The sequence below is a fragment of the Onishia taeanensis genome (genome assembly GCF_013349955.1).
Classification (GTDB): Bacteria; Pseudomonadota; Gammaproteobacteria; order Pseudomonadales; family Halomonadaceae; genus Onishia; species Onishia taeanensis_B.
The window spans coordinates 298,201-310,828 of sequence record NZ_JABVXC010000003.1 but is presented as its reverse complement, the minus strand read 5'-3'; the positions used below and the strand labels follow the sequence as shown (position 1 = coordinate 310,828).

The following is a 12,628-nucleotide window of genomic DNA, read 5'->3' as shown; positions in this document are numbered from 1 at the left end:
GTGATCATGCGTGCCAAGCTAAAGGCGGCCTAGAGCAACGCAACGAGAGACCCTACATCGCCTTGATGCCTAATTATCCCTGGCGTCGCTTTCTCACTCCTGGTGACGCATTTTTGAACCCTTTAGCCTCGCTCCATCAGGCGCTGGAGGTCGCTGACCATCGAAGGGATCGGATCACTGTTGCGCATCAGCAGGCGAGCGTCGCCTTGCTCGTTGAAGACGAAGATGCCGCTTGAGTGGGAGACATCATAGTTACCGTTTTCGTCTTTTTCACCGTAGCCGTAGCTGACACGGTAGCGGTTGGTCAGCGCATCGAGCTGTGCGGTGCTGCCGGTAAGGCCGATAAACTGTGGCCCGAACACGTCAGTGTACTGTCGTAGTCTCGCTGGAGTATCGCGCTCCGGGTCCACGGAAACGAACAACACCTGTATATCGTCGCGAGCGGGTTCATCGAGCTTCTTGATGGCAGCCGTCATCCGCGCCAGGGAGGTGGGGCATACATCCGGACAGTGCGTATAGCCGAAATAGAGCAGGGTGGTCTTGCCGATGTAGGCGTCTTCTTCGACCTGCTGACCGTTTTCGTTCATCAAGCTCAAATCGAGCTCAGGCATGATGTCGGAGATATCCGAGGTGTGCCAGTTCGGGTCTTCGCAACCCGCCAGCAACACTGACAGGAAGATCGGAGAAAGCCATTTGAGCATCGGGAGGCTCCTGGACGGTGGTCAGTGCATGGCCGCGGGGGAAACGACCTCAAAGATGGCAGGCAACTGCTGGCCATCGGCGAAGCGTAGCACCACCTCGATATCGTCACCCACTTCCAGGGGGGCGACGCGGTGCATGAACATGAGGTGATAGCCTTTCGGCGCAAATTCGAAGCGTTCCCCGGCGGCAATATCGATTTCCGGCACGGCGTGCATGCTGGCCATCCCGTCCTTTTCCATGCTCATGTGAATCTCGGTATTCTTGAAGGCATCGCTCTGAGCCCCCACCAGCGTGACGTTTTCAGGGCTGTCGTTATGCAGGCTGAAGTAGCCAGCACCTGGCATATCGCCCGGCAGAAGGCTGAGCCGAGCATCCTTGAGGGAAAGATCTTGTGCCTGTGCCATGCCGCCAGTCAGCAGGAGTGCCAATAGCCCGCAGGCCCACTTGCCACGTGCCCGCGTCATCGCACCGATTCTCAGCTTGTTCACCATCAGGGTGTTCTCCGCTCGGGTGGTGTCAACGCCGTGCCATGATGATTCGGCGTTTCAGGAGGGCTTCCCGATCCAGGCCTGATCGACCACTGGACGGGCCGACAGGCCGGAAAAGACAGGCCGTGCATCTCGTGAAGCCGGGTATTCGCTTCTTGATCAGCAGATAGCCGACAGGCCACAGTTCGAAGTGTATTCGCGCGAGTTCACGTCCAGCGTGAGGCGCTTACGGTTGGTATCGTAGAAAAAGGAAGAAAAGCCGTTGCCGTCTGCCGTCTTGTAGGCGCCGCAGATGCCATAGCCGTACTGCACCTCTTGCAGGTTCTGCAGCTCGATCGCGCTGGAGGTGTCGAGAGAGGTGGCCAGCGCCTGCTGGATTTCGCCATCCACGCTGTCGTCGGATATGGCTTGGCCGCCAAAGATCAATGCCGCGAGGGCAATGATGCCGATCACAGGGACGATGATCATGAGTAAAAACGGGCGTGAAATAGTCATGTGGAGCATTTTATGGAGAATCCAGTATGCCGGGCAAGCGATCCGCTATGCGGCGGATTGTCCTACCAGGCGCTCGGCGATGACAGGCCCCGGCCAGCGAGGGTCGCGTGGAGCGTTACCTCTAGAAGCCCGAAGCCCGAAGCCCGAAGCCCGAAGCCCGAAGCCCGAAGCCCGAAGCCCGAAGCCCGAAGCCCGAAGCCCGAGGCCATCACCAGGAGGCGTTAATGAATCATCCCGAGCTCGACATGGACGACGTGCGGCGTCGCTTGCTGGAACAGCGCCAGCAGCTGGTGGAGGAGAGCGAGGCCAGTGCCGATAGCCGTAATACGGTGGCGCTTGACCAGACCAGTACCGGGCGACTGACGCGGATGGATGCGTTGCAGACACAGGCCATGGCGCAGGCTGCCCAGCGGCGCCGTGAGGCGGCGATTCGCTTCATTGACCTGGCGCTCACGCGCATCGATGACGACTGCTTCGGTGAATGCATCGAATGTGGTGAGTACATCGCGCCCAAGCGGCTGGAGCTGAACTACGTCACCCTGAAGTGCATCGGCTGCGCCGAATAGCGCGCTGCGGCTGGGCAACGGCATGGCGCCAATGATTCAATAGCGTTCTATGATCGTAGTCGCATTTCTGGTCGCGTTGCTGACAAGAATGTTGCTCGCGCTTTGGTTTCAACTTCTTCAGGACGCCTCCTATGCCTAGCCCTCCATCTTCCAAGCCCGGTAGCGACGAGACTGCCCGGACCATGCTGCGCCTGCTCGGCGGTTTCGCTGCGCCGGCGGCCCTCTATCTGGTTGTCTGGGAAGCGGTGGCACGCTGGGTGTTGCCTAACATCGCCGCAAGCGGCAAGGACGTCGTTATTGACCTGTCCAGCGTGTTGATTCCCTGTGCCGGGGTGCTGGCAAGCGTATTGATCACCGGCGTGAAGTTCGGCCGAATGCTGGGTGGCGGCGTGATGGGAGTGTTCTTCTTGTTGCTGTATTTCTCTTCTGGGGTGGCGTTCAGCTGGTCGCCGGTTGGCCTGACCTTCGCGGGCATCGCCCTGGCATGGGGGCTTGCGCGGTTTTGTCCGACCATGAAGCCTGATCTGAGCGCCGCCTTTGGCTAACCCGGGCCAAGTCCGCTATTACCCAGACAGATACATGACATTCTCGGCGGGCACTCTGAGCACACTCCCAAGCTTGCATCAGGCCCTACTGGCGGCGAAAAGCAACTGATCATCTAAGCACCTGGGCACCTACACCATGGCAATGAGCCGCGTTGGCAGGACGGTAACGGGTACGCCGTCATTGATCTTCGCGAACGGCTGCTAGCCCTTCAGCGGAGATATAGCCGTGCGTCTTAGCATGCTCGGCCATGCTCAGGCTGCTGTCGGCGAGTACCAGCTTGCAGCCGGTATGGCTGACCTCGGCGGCCAGCCGTTCAATGGCGGCATCGCGTTTGGGATCGTTTTCCACCTTGCGGATGTATATCGCCAACACTCGCTCGGGGTGCTCCTTGACGATCTCGGTGTAGACCTCGGGGTCCCGCTGACCGCTATCCCCGATGAGAATGAACGGCAGGTCGGCGTAGAGCGACAGCATGTTGCGAATGACGTCCGACTTGTGGTCTTCGGCCTTGCGTGGCCAAGGGCGCGAAAGGCGTAGCCCCCATTCGCGCAGGAACAGGATCGGCCCCACCGGTATCCGGTTGAGGTTGAAGAACAGGTCGAGCATTTCGTAGATGCACCAGGGGCCTCGCGACACGTAGAGCATCGGACGCTTGCGGTTGCCTTCGACTCCCCCGTAGAGCGCCCGGTAGAAGGCGGCGACTCCGGGAAAGGCCGTGCGTCGCTGGGCTTTTTCCATGAACAGCCGGTAGAGCATCTTTAGCTTGTTGGTGACGCCGGTGTACATCACCGTGTCGTCGATATCGCTGATCACGATGAGGTCGGCGTTGGCTGGCGGAATATAGACCTGCGTCTGGGTGCTGATGGCGTCTTTTTCTGAGAGTACCTCCAGGCTGGCGGTATGCCAGACCTTGTCGGTGGGCAAGGAATGATTGATGTCGATGTGGGCGTAAAAGTAGCCGTCCCGATCGGTAGTGACGATGGTTTTGGCATCGCCAAGGCGCATGATGATGCGCGCATCACGCACACCGCGACGAATGATGCGTCGTGCGACATCCACCAGGTCTCGCGTGGTGCCGCCTTCCTCCCAGCGTCTGCCGGTACCTGGCTGACGAAAGACCCGCCCCATGACGAAGGCTTCTTTATGGGAGCCATAGCCGCGATAGGGCTGAACGATGACGCCACCGCGGCCCTTGTCGCTCTTCATCGGCCGTGTGAACAGGCGTACCAGTTTCTTCGTGAAGTGCAGCAATTGAGAGGTCAACAGGCGCCTCACTAGTGGTCGGAATAAGCACGCTTTTGCGGCGGGAACTGACTGGGGCACGGCGAGCTGGGTGGATCGCTAGGCTCATTATGCGAAGTGCAGGGGCATCCTGCAAAAGTCTGACAGCGAAAAGCCCATCGCCGGGGCGGCGATGGGCCAGGTGTCAGGCGCTGGCAGTCTGGCGTTCGCGTCGGGCGTTGCTCTGATAAATCAGCAACAGTGCTCCGGCAAGCAGCGCCATGGCGGCCAGGCGTGATGGGTCCAGCGGCAGGCGATCATTGTCGAGCCAGCCGAAATGATCGACCAGCAGGCTCATGATCAACTGCCCGGAGATCACCGCCACGGTAGCCGCAGCGGTGCCCACGCGCGGCACGGCGAAAACGATGGCCAGCATGTATACCACGCCAAATAGCGCTCCGGTAAGCTGCCACTTGGGGACGCTGAACAGGGTCGCGGAATGCGCCGGCTCAAAGAAGAACGCCAATAGAAAGGTCACGACCGCGCCGATGACGAAGGTCAGCCAGGCGCTGGCCAATACCCCGACCTTGGCGCCTAGACGACCGTTGATGGAGGACTGGGCAGCCAGCACGGCGCCGCCGAGCAAGAGCAGCGGGAATACCAGTGTGAGTATCATCCTGACTTCCTTAGTAGATTAACCATAGAGCGAGAAAAATCAGCGCCAACGCCAGCAGGCGATAGCCATCGATGGCGCGGCGTTCACTGCCGAGCAGGCCAAAATGGTCAATGATCAGGCTGGCGCCGATCTGCCCGCACAGGATGCCGACCATGGTCATGCCGACACCGACGAGGGGCGTGGTCAGGGTCAGCACGACCACATAGATGGGGCCCAGCAGCCCGCCTGTGAGTAACCAGCGCGGTTGCTGGAACAGCGTGGTCAGCGGCGGCCGCCCGATGAAGACCATGGCGAGGGTCAGCAGCAGCCCGCCGACCAGGAAGATCGACAAGGTGGCCGACAAGTGACCGACCTGCTCGCCCAGGGGGCCGAGCAGGCCTGCCTCCACCGATAGCCCCATACCCGCGCATAGCACGAAGAGAAGTGTGGCGATTTGCTGCATCGTGTTTCCTTCGCTGTGAAAAGCCGCCACAGTACTGTTGTGCCATAAGGGGTACAATTGCGGTTTCAGGCAAAGGTTTATTGCGATATGAGCAACTCTGTCACCCTGATCGCGCTGCGGCTCTTCGTCCGGGTGGCCACCTCGGGAAGTTTCGCCGAAGCGGCACGTCACTTCGGCCTGCCGGCATCGTCGGTCTCACGGCGGATTGCCGGCCTCGAAAAGGCCCTCGGTCACCGCCTGCTGTATCGGCATACGCGAGCGGTGCGGCTGACCGAGGTCGGTGAAGGGTATCTCCAACAGGTTCGTGAAGCCTTGGAAAGCCTGGACATGGCGTCCGAACAGGTCAGCGGTGCCGCGAGCCACCCGCAAGGGCTCTTGCGCGTCAACGCTCCGGTGGCCTTCGGGCGTCTCCATGTGGCGCCGCTGCTGGCGAGCTTCCAGGCGCTATATCCCGACATCGACATCGAGCTGACATTGACCGATGCCTTCGTCGATCCGGTACAGGAAGGGGCGGACGTCGTGATCCGCATTGGGGCTCTCGAAGATTCGAGCCTGGTGGCCCGTGAACTCGCCACCCAGCATTTCGTGGCCTGTGCTGCACCCGACTACCTGGTTGCGCACGGCGAGCCGCAGAGCCCAGATGATCTCACCGTGCATAACTGCCTTGTCTACAAGGGAACCCGCGGCGTGCAACCGTGGTATTTTCGCGCCGCCAGCAACACGTCGTTTCGGGTCGTCCAGGCCCGGGGGAATCTTCGCAGCAACAATGCCGAGAGCCTCGTCGAGGCGGCGCTGCAAGGCCAGGGCATCGTGCTGTTTCCTACTTGGTTGCTGCAGCAGCATCTGAAGGCCGGCCGTCTGGTGCCGGTGTTGAGTGACTGGGAAGCGGCCGGAGAGCCGACCCTGCAGGGCATTCATGTCATTTACCCGGAGAATCGGCTTCGCTCCTCAAAGGTCAGCGCCTTCCTCGAGCACCTTCATCAGTCGCGGATCACCCATTGATAGTTGCGTGGGTCGAATTGCACGCAGACACGCATCATGACCAGCATCATCACGGCGAGACTTGCCCAGGCCAGCGCGAAGCTGCCCAGTTGGTCACGCACCATTCCGGCGGCGAACGGAGACATAGCGGCAATGAAGTAGCCGCTGCCTTGAACGATGCTCGAGATAGCGCCGGCCCGCTGTGGGCTGCTGTGGTGGTCTATCGCCACAATCAGGCTTAACGGAAACAGGCCGCCGATCCCCGCACCGAGCAGCGCTGCGGTCAGATAGGGCAAGCGAAGCGGTGCCAGCGCCAGCAGCACGAATCCCGCCATGCTGAGGATCAGCGCCAAGAAGATCACCGGTCGACGGTCGTCTTGGCGCTGGGCCAAGGCGGGCAGCAGCAGGCCCGAGACGACCTCTATCGCGGTGAGAAAACCGAGCAGTGTCCCGGCGCGGGAGTCCGACCAGCCAAGGCCAATGTAATAGGGCGGCAGCCAGGCCAATACACAGGTGTAGCCTGCGGTGCCCATGCCGAAGAAACAGGCCAGGGTCCAGACGCGTGGCTGGCGGTATAGCGAGACCTGCGGGGCGCCCTGAGACCGAGCTGTGACCGGCGCCGGCAGTATCTGGCCACGAAGGCCCCAGGCAGTGGCGGCCAGCAACGCCAGCAGCCCCCAGATGGCCAGACCATGTCGCCAGTTACCGCTGATGTCGGCAAGGCGCGGGGCCAGCGTCGAGGATAGGGCAGCACCCGCCATGATGGCGGCGATGTACCAGCCCATGACCAGTGGGGTTTGCTGCTTGGCCTGGTGCTTTATCAAGGCCGGCATCGAGGCCTGGATGAAGGCAATACCGATGCCTGCGGCCAGTGCCGTGAGCAGCAGGCTGGCGACACTTTCGCTGGTCAGACGTAAACCATCGGCCAGGGCGATCAGCAGTAGCGAAACGCCTATCAGGGCACTGTAGCCCATCCTCTGGGCCAGTCGCAGGGCAATGAAACAACCCAGTCCCATGGCCAGCACGGGCAGGCTGGTCAGCCAGGCGATTTGTGCATAGCTGGCGGTGATATCGGCTTGGATACGTTCGATCAGCGGTCCGATGGCGGCCATCGATGGTCGCAGGTTCAGGCCAATCAGCACCGCCAGTGCGATCACCATCGCGAGTGAGCGGGATGCGTCACGTCCGTTGTGTGAGGTCTTCATGAGGTTCCTTCTCCAGGAGGGAGTCGATGACTTGCCGGCAGAAGCGGGATCGTCTGACGCTTGATTGCCGACCGTTCAGCAAGCACCCTAAGACCTCAAGTAAAGTTGAGGTCAAGAAAAGGTCGAGGTAATCACGGCATGGCGAGTCAGCGACTGAAACCGGGCAAGAAGGCCCTGACGGTGGGGGATGTGGCGGGACGTTGCGGTATCGCCGTGTCGACGGTGCATTTCTACGAATCGAAGGGTCTGATAGAAGGCTGGCGAAATGCCGGCAATCAGCGGCGTTTTTCACGTGACGTCTTGCGGCGGGTAGCGGTCATCAAGATTGCCCAGCGAACCGGCGTGCCACTGACGGAAATCAAGGCGGCGCTGGATACACTGCCGGTTTCGCGCTCGCCCACCGCCAAGGATTGGCGTCGACTCTCTGCCCAGTGGCGCGGTGATCTTGACCAGCGGATTCAGCAACTGACCAAGCTGCGTGACCAGCTCGATGGTTGTATCGGCTGCGGCTGTTTGTCGTTGGCGAGTTGTCCGCTGCGAAACCCCGGTGACGTCCAGGGAGAGGTCGTGGCAGATGGGCGAGATCGGCCGTGATGCAGACGGAGGCGGGGCGCTACAGCAGCGTCATCATGGGCGTTTTCCTGTTGGCAGACTCTTGCTCAGTGGGGCCGGGTTCATGCATTCATCTGGCCGGCGCGGCGCCATGCCGCAGGCGGTGAATGGGGTCCTGGGTGGAGTGGCGGCGCCAAAACGGGTAGGCTTTCTGGCCTTCGGGCCTCTCGGCGCTATCGTGAGGAGAGGGCTCGACTGAGGCGAGTCCGTCTTGTTGACCAAGCGCCATTGGCCAAGTTTTATATATCAAACCCTAGTGATACGTCTTTTCTAAGCGATATTTATTGCAGCCCCATACGACCAGGACCGAATCATGAGTGACCTTCCCAATTGCCCGTCATGCGATGCCGATTACACCTACGAGGACGGCGCCATGTTCGTGTGCCCGGGCTGTGGCCATGAGTGGGCCCAGGACGCCGCGGCTGATGCCGGCGATGATTCGCCGGTCTATCGCGATGCCAACGGCAACCTGCTGGAAGATGGCGACAGTGTGACGGTGATCAAGGATCTCAAGGTCAAGGGCTCGTCCTCGGTGGTCAAGGTCGGCACCAAGGTCAAGAACATCCGCCTGATCGAAGGCGATCACGATATCGACTGCAAGATCGATGGCATCGGCCCGATGAAGCTCAAGTCGGAGTTCGTCAAGAAGGCCTGAACGACAGTCTTATGTCATCTAGTGGCCGACGGTTAGGCGTACCCGCATAGCCCGTAGAAATAGCCCGCATAAAAAAACCGGCCGGATCCGCCATGGGTCCGGCCGGTTTTTTATTAGCTAAACGGCATAGGTGGCGAGCGCTTAGAGCTTGACCAGCATCTTGCCCTGGTTGGCGCCTTCGAAGAGCTTGAGGAAGGCATCGGGGGCACGCTCCAGGCCTTCTTCGATGGTTTCTTCGTAGTCGATCTGGCCATTGGCGACCTGCGGGCCGACTTCTTCGAGGAAGGCAGGGTAGTTCGCCCAGTGATCGAAGACGATGAAGCCTTCCATGCGGGCGCGACGGATCAGGATCATCGCCAGGTTGCCCGGACCGGCGCTGGGCGTGTCCTCGTTATAGCGGGCGATCATGCCACAGACGGCGATTCGTGCACCGACCCTCAGATTGTTCAGCGCGGCTTCCAGGCAGATGCCGCCGACGTTTTCGTAATAGACATCGAAGCCCTCGGGGCAAGCCTCATTGAGCGCCTCGGTCAACTGGGCGGCGTTCTTGCCCTTGTAGCTGACCGCCTTAACGCCCCTGGATTCGAGCCAGTCGAGCTTTTCCTGGGAGCCGGCGATGCCGACCACGGTGCCACCCTTGGCCTTGGCTAGCTGCACGGCGAGCGAGCCCACTGCGCCGGCGGCACCGCTGACCAGCACGTTGTCGCCTTCCTTCATCTCGGCGATATGGTTGAGGCCGATCCAGGCGGTCATGCCTGGCATGCCGAGCACCCCCAGGTAGGCCTGCTCCGGCACCTCCAAGGCGGGCAACGGCTCGAGTTGATTGCCCGGCAGTTGAGCGATATCGCGCCAGCCCGCCATATGGCGAACCTTGGCGCCCACCGGGAAGTTCGGGTCGCGAGATTCGATGACCTCGCCGACGGCGGCGCCTTGCAGCGGTTCGTTCAGCTCGAACGGATCGATGTAGGTCGTTACACCGCTCATGCGACCACGCATGTAGGGGTCGACAGACAGCCAGGTATTGCGTACCCGAACCTCGCCATCGGCCGGGGGGGCAAGCTCGGTCTCGTGAAGCTCGAACAGTTCCCGCGCCGGGGTGCCTTGGGGATGGTCCGTGATGGTGATATAGCGGCTTTGCATCGGCTGTCTCCGTGAAAAGATGGTCGTTGAGAGGTGATGGTTGAGAGGTGATGAGCGTTGAGGGGCAAACGTTTGCCGGGCTCACCCAGATAATGGCTCCAGACTAGTGCACTATCGTCATATCAATCCAATGCATGTTGCTTAATCGTGCTATGCGTTTAAGTGATATGGTTGGCCCTTGAAGCCCGAAGCGCCGTCCCCAGCCCTCATTCGGAGTTTGCATGCACCTCGCCGATCTTGCCCGTCATGACCTCAATGCGCTGGTCACCCTGCATGCGCTGCTGGATTCGCGCAGTGTGTCGCGGGCCGCCGAGCGGCTCAACCTGAGCCAGCCGGCGGTATCGCGGACTCTGGCCAAGCTGCGCCAGGCCTTTGATGACCCCTTGTTCGTACGCACCCACCGCGGCCTGCGCCCCACGGCCCGAGCCGAGGCGCTGGGCCCACCGCTGGCAAGGCTGCTGCAGGAGCTGGGGGCGCTGCTGGCACCGCCGACCTTCGATCCGGCCAGCACCACCCGCCGGTTCAGCCTGGCCAGCACCGACTACGGCATGCATGCCTTTCTGGCGCCCCAATGGCGGGCGCTGAAGGAGCAGGCGCCGCATCTGCGTCTCGAAGTCGAGAGCTATCGTGGCAGCATCGAGCACCAGTTGGACGAGGGGGGCCCCGAGCTTGCGATCAGCGTGCCCGGCGAGCGAGTGCCGGCGAGCGTGCATGGCCGCGAGATCGGCGCCGATCGCTTCGTCTGCGTCATGCGCGAGGATCACCCGCTGGCCGCCAAGGAAGCGCTAGACCTGGACGATTTTCTGGCTGCCGATCACCAACTGGTCAGCATGGGCGGCGACGATCGAGGCGCGGTGGATCTGGCGCTGGAGCGCGAGGGACTGGCCCGTCGGGTCAGTCTGCGCCAGCCGCACTTCCTGGCGAGCTTCTCGACCACCCAGCACAGCGATCTTCTGCTGTGCGTGCCGGGCTGCCTGGCGGCCAGCGTGATCGATCACTGGCCTCTTGCCGTGCGCGTTCTGCCGGTCGAGGTTGCGGCGTTTTCCTACTGGCTGGTCTGGCATGAGCGCCATCACGCCGATGCCGGGCATGCCTGGCTGCGTGAGCGGCTGTTTCATGGCCTGACAGCGCGGCACCGAATGCTCAGCGAGCGCCTGGCGGCGTGGCAGGCGCGTACCGATTTTCCGACTCATTCGATTTCTACACACTCAACCGACAAGGACACCCCATGATCAAGCACATCGTGCTCTGGACCCTGCATGAGCAGGCCGAGGATCGCACCAAGGCCGAGAATGCCGCGCAGGCGAAGCGTCAGCTGGAGGCGTTGAACGGACGCATCGAGGGGCTGTTGAGCCTGGAGGTGGGCATCGACCTGCTGCACACGGATAGCTCCGCAGATCTATCGCTTGTGGCGACGTTCGCCTCTCTCGAAGCCCTGGAAGCCTATCAGCAGCATCCCGAACACAAGGCGTTGATGCCGTTCATGGCCGCGATCCGCTACGACCGGCGCGTCATCGACTATGCCTTGTGAGGCCGCTTCCGATTGCTCGGAGCGTGATCATCGCGCCGGGTCAACCAGGCCGTTGAGAGAGGCGTTGCGGCGGAACCAGCCGGCGATGCTGGCCCGCGGCAGTCGGGTCGGCAGTACCTCGTGGGGGATCGTTTCCGAGAGAAAGCAGACGAAGGTGCCGGCCTCGGGGCGGATGCGCGTAAGCTCGCGCCCTGGTTCCGAGGGATCGAATATCGCCATTTCGCCACCGCCGTCGTCGGGCCAGTCGGGGTTCAGGTAGAGCACTGTCGAGACCACTCGGTTGGCGCGGCCGCGGAAGCTGTCGACGTGCTTTTGATAGAAACTGCCCGGCGGATAGTGGGCGAAATGCGCCTCGAACTCGAACAGCCCCAGGTAAAGCTCTATATTCAGGGCGTGCTGCAGGCTGTCCATGGCGGACAGGTACTGGCGTTGCGGCAGACTCTCCCGATTCAGCCAGTGGATGGCATCACCGCGGATGTCGCGGCGCAGTTCGTGAGCCTCACCGCGGCCGATGCCGGCGGCGCGCAGCGCGTGACGCGCTGCCAGGTCAGTGAGTTCGCGTTGCAACGCAAGGCACAGGGCAGGGTCGATGAAGCCTTCTGCCACGCACCAGCCGTGTTCGACCAAGCCATCGACCAGGCTCGTCAGTCCGGCCGGGTCGAGCAGCGGAGAATCGGAAATCATGGCGCACTCATCCGACGTTCGGGCCGGTAGCATAGCTCTCCCGGCGGGCGCTCGAACAGGCTGATTGGCATCGCGAAGCCTTCCGCCAGCAGCTCCACCAGCATCATCGCCGAGAGCCCCCAGATCACGTGGTCATCGTCCCGGGGCCTGGTCGCCTGCTCATGGGTACCTGGTGCGCCGGGCGTCCTGTTCGACACCCTGTAGCTCGGCACATAGTAGTCGCGTCCGTCGACCCGGATCACATCGGTATGGGTTCGCTTGTCCTCGAGGAAGTGTGTCAGCGGTACCTCGAAGATGGCGTCTAGTTCGCTGAGCTCCGGAACTAGCGGCAGGTCGGCGGGAATCAGTCCCACATAGGGGGTGACGCGAATGCCGTGCAGCGAGATGACATCGCTGAGGCGACCGAGCAGCTGTACTCGATCAGGGGGCAGGGCGATTTCTTCTTCTGCCTCGCGTAGAGCGGTATCCAGCAGGTCGTCGTCTCCATGCTCCCACTTGCCCCCGGGGAAGGCCACCTGGCCGCCGTGCTGTTTGAGATGATCGGCGCGGCGGGTGAACAGCAGCGTCGGTTCGGGGCGATCCACGATCGGCAGCAGCACAGCGGCACGGGGCATCTTGAGGGCCAGCCGTTGCGGCACATGTGCTTGCAGGCGATCGCGAAGATTCTCTAACATGGACTTTCCA

17 protein-coding genes are annotated in these 12,628 nt (G+C 61.8%); 7 read left to right on the top strand and 10 right to left on the bottom strand.

Annotated features, from left to right (window positions below; all coding sequences use genetic code 11):
* Window positions 1–122: 122 nt before the first annotated feature.
* The 3 genes from HUS66_RS06150 to HUS66_RS06140 all read right to left on the bottom strand — a co-directional run bounded on the left by HUS66_RS06150 (window position 123) and on the right by HUS66_RS06140 (window position 1,685).
* Window positions 123–701: an SCO family protein gene (locus HUS66_RS06150; RefSeq protein WP_175070065.1), complete on the bottom strand. Its 579-nt coding sequence runs from the start codon at window positions 699–701 to the stop codon at window positions 123–125.
* Window positions 702–722: 21 nt separating this feature from the next.
* A complete protein-coding gene (locus HUS66_RS06145) occupies window positions 723–1,193 on the bottom strand; it encodes a copper chaperone PCu(A)C (RefSeq protein WP_175070064.1) in 471 nt (156 codons plus the stop codon).
* 156 nt (window positions 1,194–1,349) lie between these two features.
* Window positions 1,350–1,685 (bottom strand): hypothetical protein, encoded by a 336-nt coding sequence (locus HUS66_RS06140; protein ID WP_175070063.1) that lies wholly within the window; start codon window positions 1,683–1,685, stop codon window positions 1,350–1,352.
* A gap of 224 nt (window positions 1,686–1,909) precedes the next feature.
* On the opposite strand from HUS66_RS06140, the gene HUS66_RS06135 reads away from it, so the two are divergent.
* Together HUS66_RS06135 and HUS66_RS06130 are read left to right on the top strand one after the other, a co-directional pair.
* A complete protein-coding gene (locus HUS66_RS06135) occupies window positions 1,910–2,251 on the top strand; it encodes a TraR/DksA family transcriptional regulator (protein WP_175070062.1) in 342 nt (113 codons plus the stop codon).
* 131 nt (window positions 2,252–2,382) lie between these two features.
* Window positions 2,383–2,796 (top strand): hypothetical protein, encoded by a 414-nt coding sequence (locus tag HUS66_RS06130; protein WP_175070061.1) that lies wholly within the window; start codon window positions 2,383–2,385, stop codon window positions 2,794–2,796.
* Window positions 2,797–2,974: 178 nt separating this feature from the next.
* Here HUS66_RS06130 and HUS66_RS06125 read toward each other — a convergent pair whose 3' ends face one another.
* The 3 genes from HUS66_RS06125 to HUS66_RS06115 all read right to left on the bottom strand — a co-directional run bounded on the left by HUS66_RS06125 (window position 2,975) and on the right by HUS66_RS06115 (window position 5,136).
* Window positions 2,975–4,060, bottom strand: coding sequence for an App1 family protein (locus HUS66_RS06125; RefSeq protein WP_340162744.1), 1,086 nt, complete (start codon window positions 4,058–4,060; stop codon window positions 2,975–2,977).
* A gap of 163 nt (window positions 4,061–4,223) precedes the next feature.
* Complete coding sequence (locus HUS66_RS06120) at window positions 4,224–4,694, bottom strand: DMT family transporter (protein WP_175070060.1); 471 nt, start codon at window positions 4,692–4,694, stop codon at window positions 4,224–4,226.
* Window positions 4,695–4,704: 10 nt separating this feature from the next.
* A complete protein-coding gene (locus HUS66_RS06115; RefSeq protein ID WP_175070059.1) occupies window positions 4,705–5,136 on the bottom strand; it encodes a DMT family transporter in 432 nt (143 codons plus the stop codon).
* Window positions 5,137–5,223: 87 nt separating this feature from the next.
* Here HUS66_RS06115 and HUS66_RS06110 point away from each other — a divergent pair, with 87 nt between their 5' ends.
* The gene (locus HUS66_RS06110; RefSeq protein WP_175070058.1) at window positions 5,224–6,138 is read left to right on the top strand and encodes a LysR family transcriptional regulator; all 915 of its coding nucleotides are present in this window, start codon (window positions 5,224–5,226) and stop codon (window positions 6,136–6,138) included.
* Here the strand turns inward: HUS66_RS06110 and HUS66_RS06105 are convergent.
* Window positions 6,117–7,322, bottom strand: coding sequence for a cyanate transporter (locus HUS66_RS06105; protein WP_175070057.1), 1,206 nt, complete (start codon window positions 7,320–7,322; stop codon window positions 6,117–6,119). The genes HUS66_RS06110 and HUS66_RS06105 overlap by 22 nt on opposite strands.
* Before the next feature lie 138 nt (window positions 7,323–7,460).
* Between HUS66_RS06105 and soxR the strand changes: the two genes are divergently transcribed.
* On the top strand, window positions 7,461–7,916 hold the full coding sequence (gene soxR / locus HUS66_RS06100; RefSeq protein ID WP_175070056.1) for a redox-sensitive transcriptional activator SoxR: 456 nt from the start codon (window positions 7,461–7,463) through the stop codon (window positions 7,914–7,916).
* 331 nt (window positions 7,917–8,247) lie between these two features.
* Window positions 8,248–8,589: a zinc ribbon domain-containing protein YjdM gene (locus HUS66_RS06095; RefSeq protein WP_175070055.1), complete on the top strand. Its 342-nt coding sequence runs from the start codon at window positions 8,248–8,250 to the stop codon at window positions 8,587–8,589.
* 141 nt (window positions 8,590–8,730) lie between these two features.
* Here the strand turns inward: HUS66_RS06095 and HUS66_RS06090 are convergent, their stop codons facing one another.
* Window positions 8,731–9,729: an NADP-dependent oxidoreductase gene (locus HUS66_RS06090; protein WP_175070054.1), complete on the bottom strand. Its 999-nt coding sequence runs from the start codon at window positions 9,727–9,729 to the stop codon at window positions 8,731–8,733.
* A gap of 221 nt (window positions 9,730–9,950) precedes the next feature.
* On the opposite strand from HUS66_RS06090, the gene HUS66_RS06085 reads away from it, so the two are divergent.
* Complete coding sequence (locus HUS66_RS06085; protein WP_175070053.1) at window positions 9,951–10,961, top strand: LysR family transcriptional regulator; 1,011 nt, start codon at window positions 9,951–9,953, stop codon at window positions 10,959–10,961.
* Window positions 10,958–11,260 carry a Dabb family protein gene (locus tag HUS66_RS06080; protein ID WP_175070052.1) on the top strand — a complete coding sequence of 101 codons (303 nt, stop codon included), beginning with the start codon at window positions 10,958–10,960 and terminating at the stop codon, window positions 11,258–11,260. Before HUS66_RS06085 ends, HUS66_RS06080 begins: the two co-directional genes overlap by 4 nt.
* A 27-nt stretch (window positions 11,261–11,287) precedes the next feature.
* Here HUS66_RS06080 and HUS66_RS06075 read toward each other — a convergent pair whose 3' ends face one another.
* A complete protein-coding gene (locus HUS66_RS06075; RefSeq protein WP_175070051.1) occupies window positions 11,288–11,944 on the bottom strand; it encodes a 2OG-Fe(II) oxygenase in 657 nt (218 codons plus the stop codon).
* A complete protein-coding gene (locus HUS66_RS06070; RefSeq protein ID WP_175070050.1) occupies window positions 11,941–12,618 on the bottom strand; it encodes a CoA pyrophosphatase in 678 nt (225 codons plus the stop codon). The genes HUS66_RS06075 and HUS66_RS06070 overlap by 4 nt, the downstream gene beginning before the upstream one ends.
* Between the last annotated feature and the right edge of the window lie 10 nt (window positions 12,619–12,628).

Bases quoted from the DNA above. Each gene is read 5' to 3' on its own strand.
- HUS66_RS06105 (WP_175070057.1), bottom strand. From the start codon at position 7,322: ATGAAGACCTCACACAACGGACGTGACGCATCCCGCTCACTCGCGATG.
- HUS66_RS06150 (WP_175070065.1), bottom strand. From the start codon at position 701: ATGCTCAAATGGCTTTCTCCGATCTTCCTGTCAGTGTTGCTGGCGGGT.
- HUS66_RS06120 (WP_175070060.1), bottom strand. From the start codon at position 4,694: ATGATACTCACACTGGTATTCCCGCTGCTCTTGCTCGGCGGCGCCGTG.
- soxR (WP_175070056.1), top strand. From the start codon at position 7,461: ATGGCGAGTCAGCGACTGAAACCGGGCAAGAAGGCCCTGACGGTGGGG.
- HUS66_RS06085 (WP_175070053.1), top strand. From the start codon at position 9,951: ATGCACCTCGCCGATCTTGCCCGTCATGACCTCAATGCGCTGGTCACC.
- HUS66_RS06145 (WP_175070064.1), bottom strand. From the start codon at position 1,193: ATGGTGAACAAGCTGAGAATCGGTGCGATGACGCGGGCACGTGGCAAG.
- HUS66_RS06095 (WP_175070055.1), top strand. From the start codon at position 8,248: ATGAGTGACCTTCCCAATTGCCCGTCATGCGATGCCGATTACACCTAC.
- HUS66_RS06135 (WP_175070062.1), top strand. From the start codon at position 1,910: ATGAATCATCCCGAGCTCGACATGGACGACGTGCGGCGTCGCTTGCTG.
- HUS66_RS06075 (WP_175070051.1), bottom strand. From the start codon at position 11,944: ATGATTTCCGATTCTCCGCTGCTCGACCCGGCCGGACTGACGAGCCTG.
- HUS66_RS06090 (WP_175070054.1), bottom strand. From the start codon at position 9,729: ATGCAAAGCCGCTATATCACCATCACGGACCATCCCCAAGGCACCCCG.
- HUS66_RS06115 (WP_175070059.1), bottom strand. From the start codon at position 5,136: ATGCAGCAAATCGCCACACTTCTCTTCGTGCTATGCGCGGGTATGGGG.
- HUS66_RS06080 (WP_175070052.1), top strand. From the start codon at position 10,958: ATGATCAAGCACATCGTGCTCTGGACCCTGCATGAGCAGGCCGAGGAT.
- HUS66_RS06070 (WP_175070050.1), bottom strand. From the start codon at position 12,618: ATGTTAGAGAATCTTCGCGATCGCCTGCAAGCACATGTGCCGCAACGG.
- HUS66_RS06110 (WP_175070058.1), top strand. From the start codon at position 5,224: ATGAGCAACTCTGTCACCCTGATCGCGCTGCGGCTCTTCGTCCGGGTG.
- HUS66_RS06140 (WP_175070063.1), bottom strand. From the start codon at position 1,685: ATGACTATTTCACGCCCGTTTTTACTCATGATCATCGTCCCTGTGATC.
- HUS66_RS06130 (WP_175070061.1), top strand. From the start codon at position 2,383: ATGCCTAGCCCTCCATCTTCCAAGCCCGGTAGCGACGAGACTGCCCGG.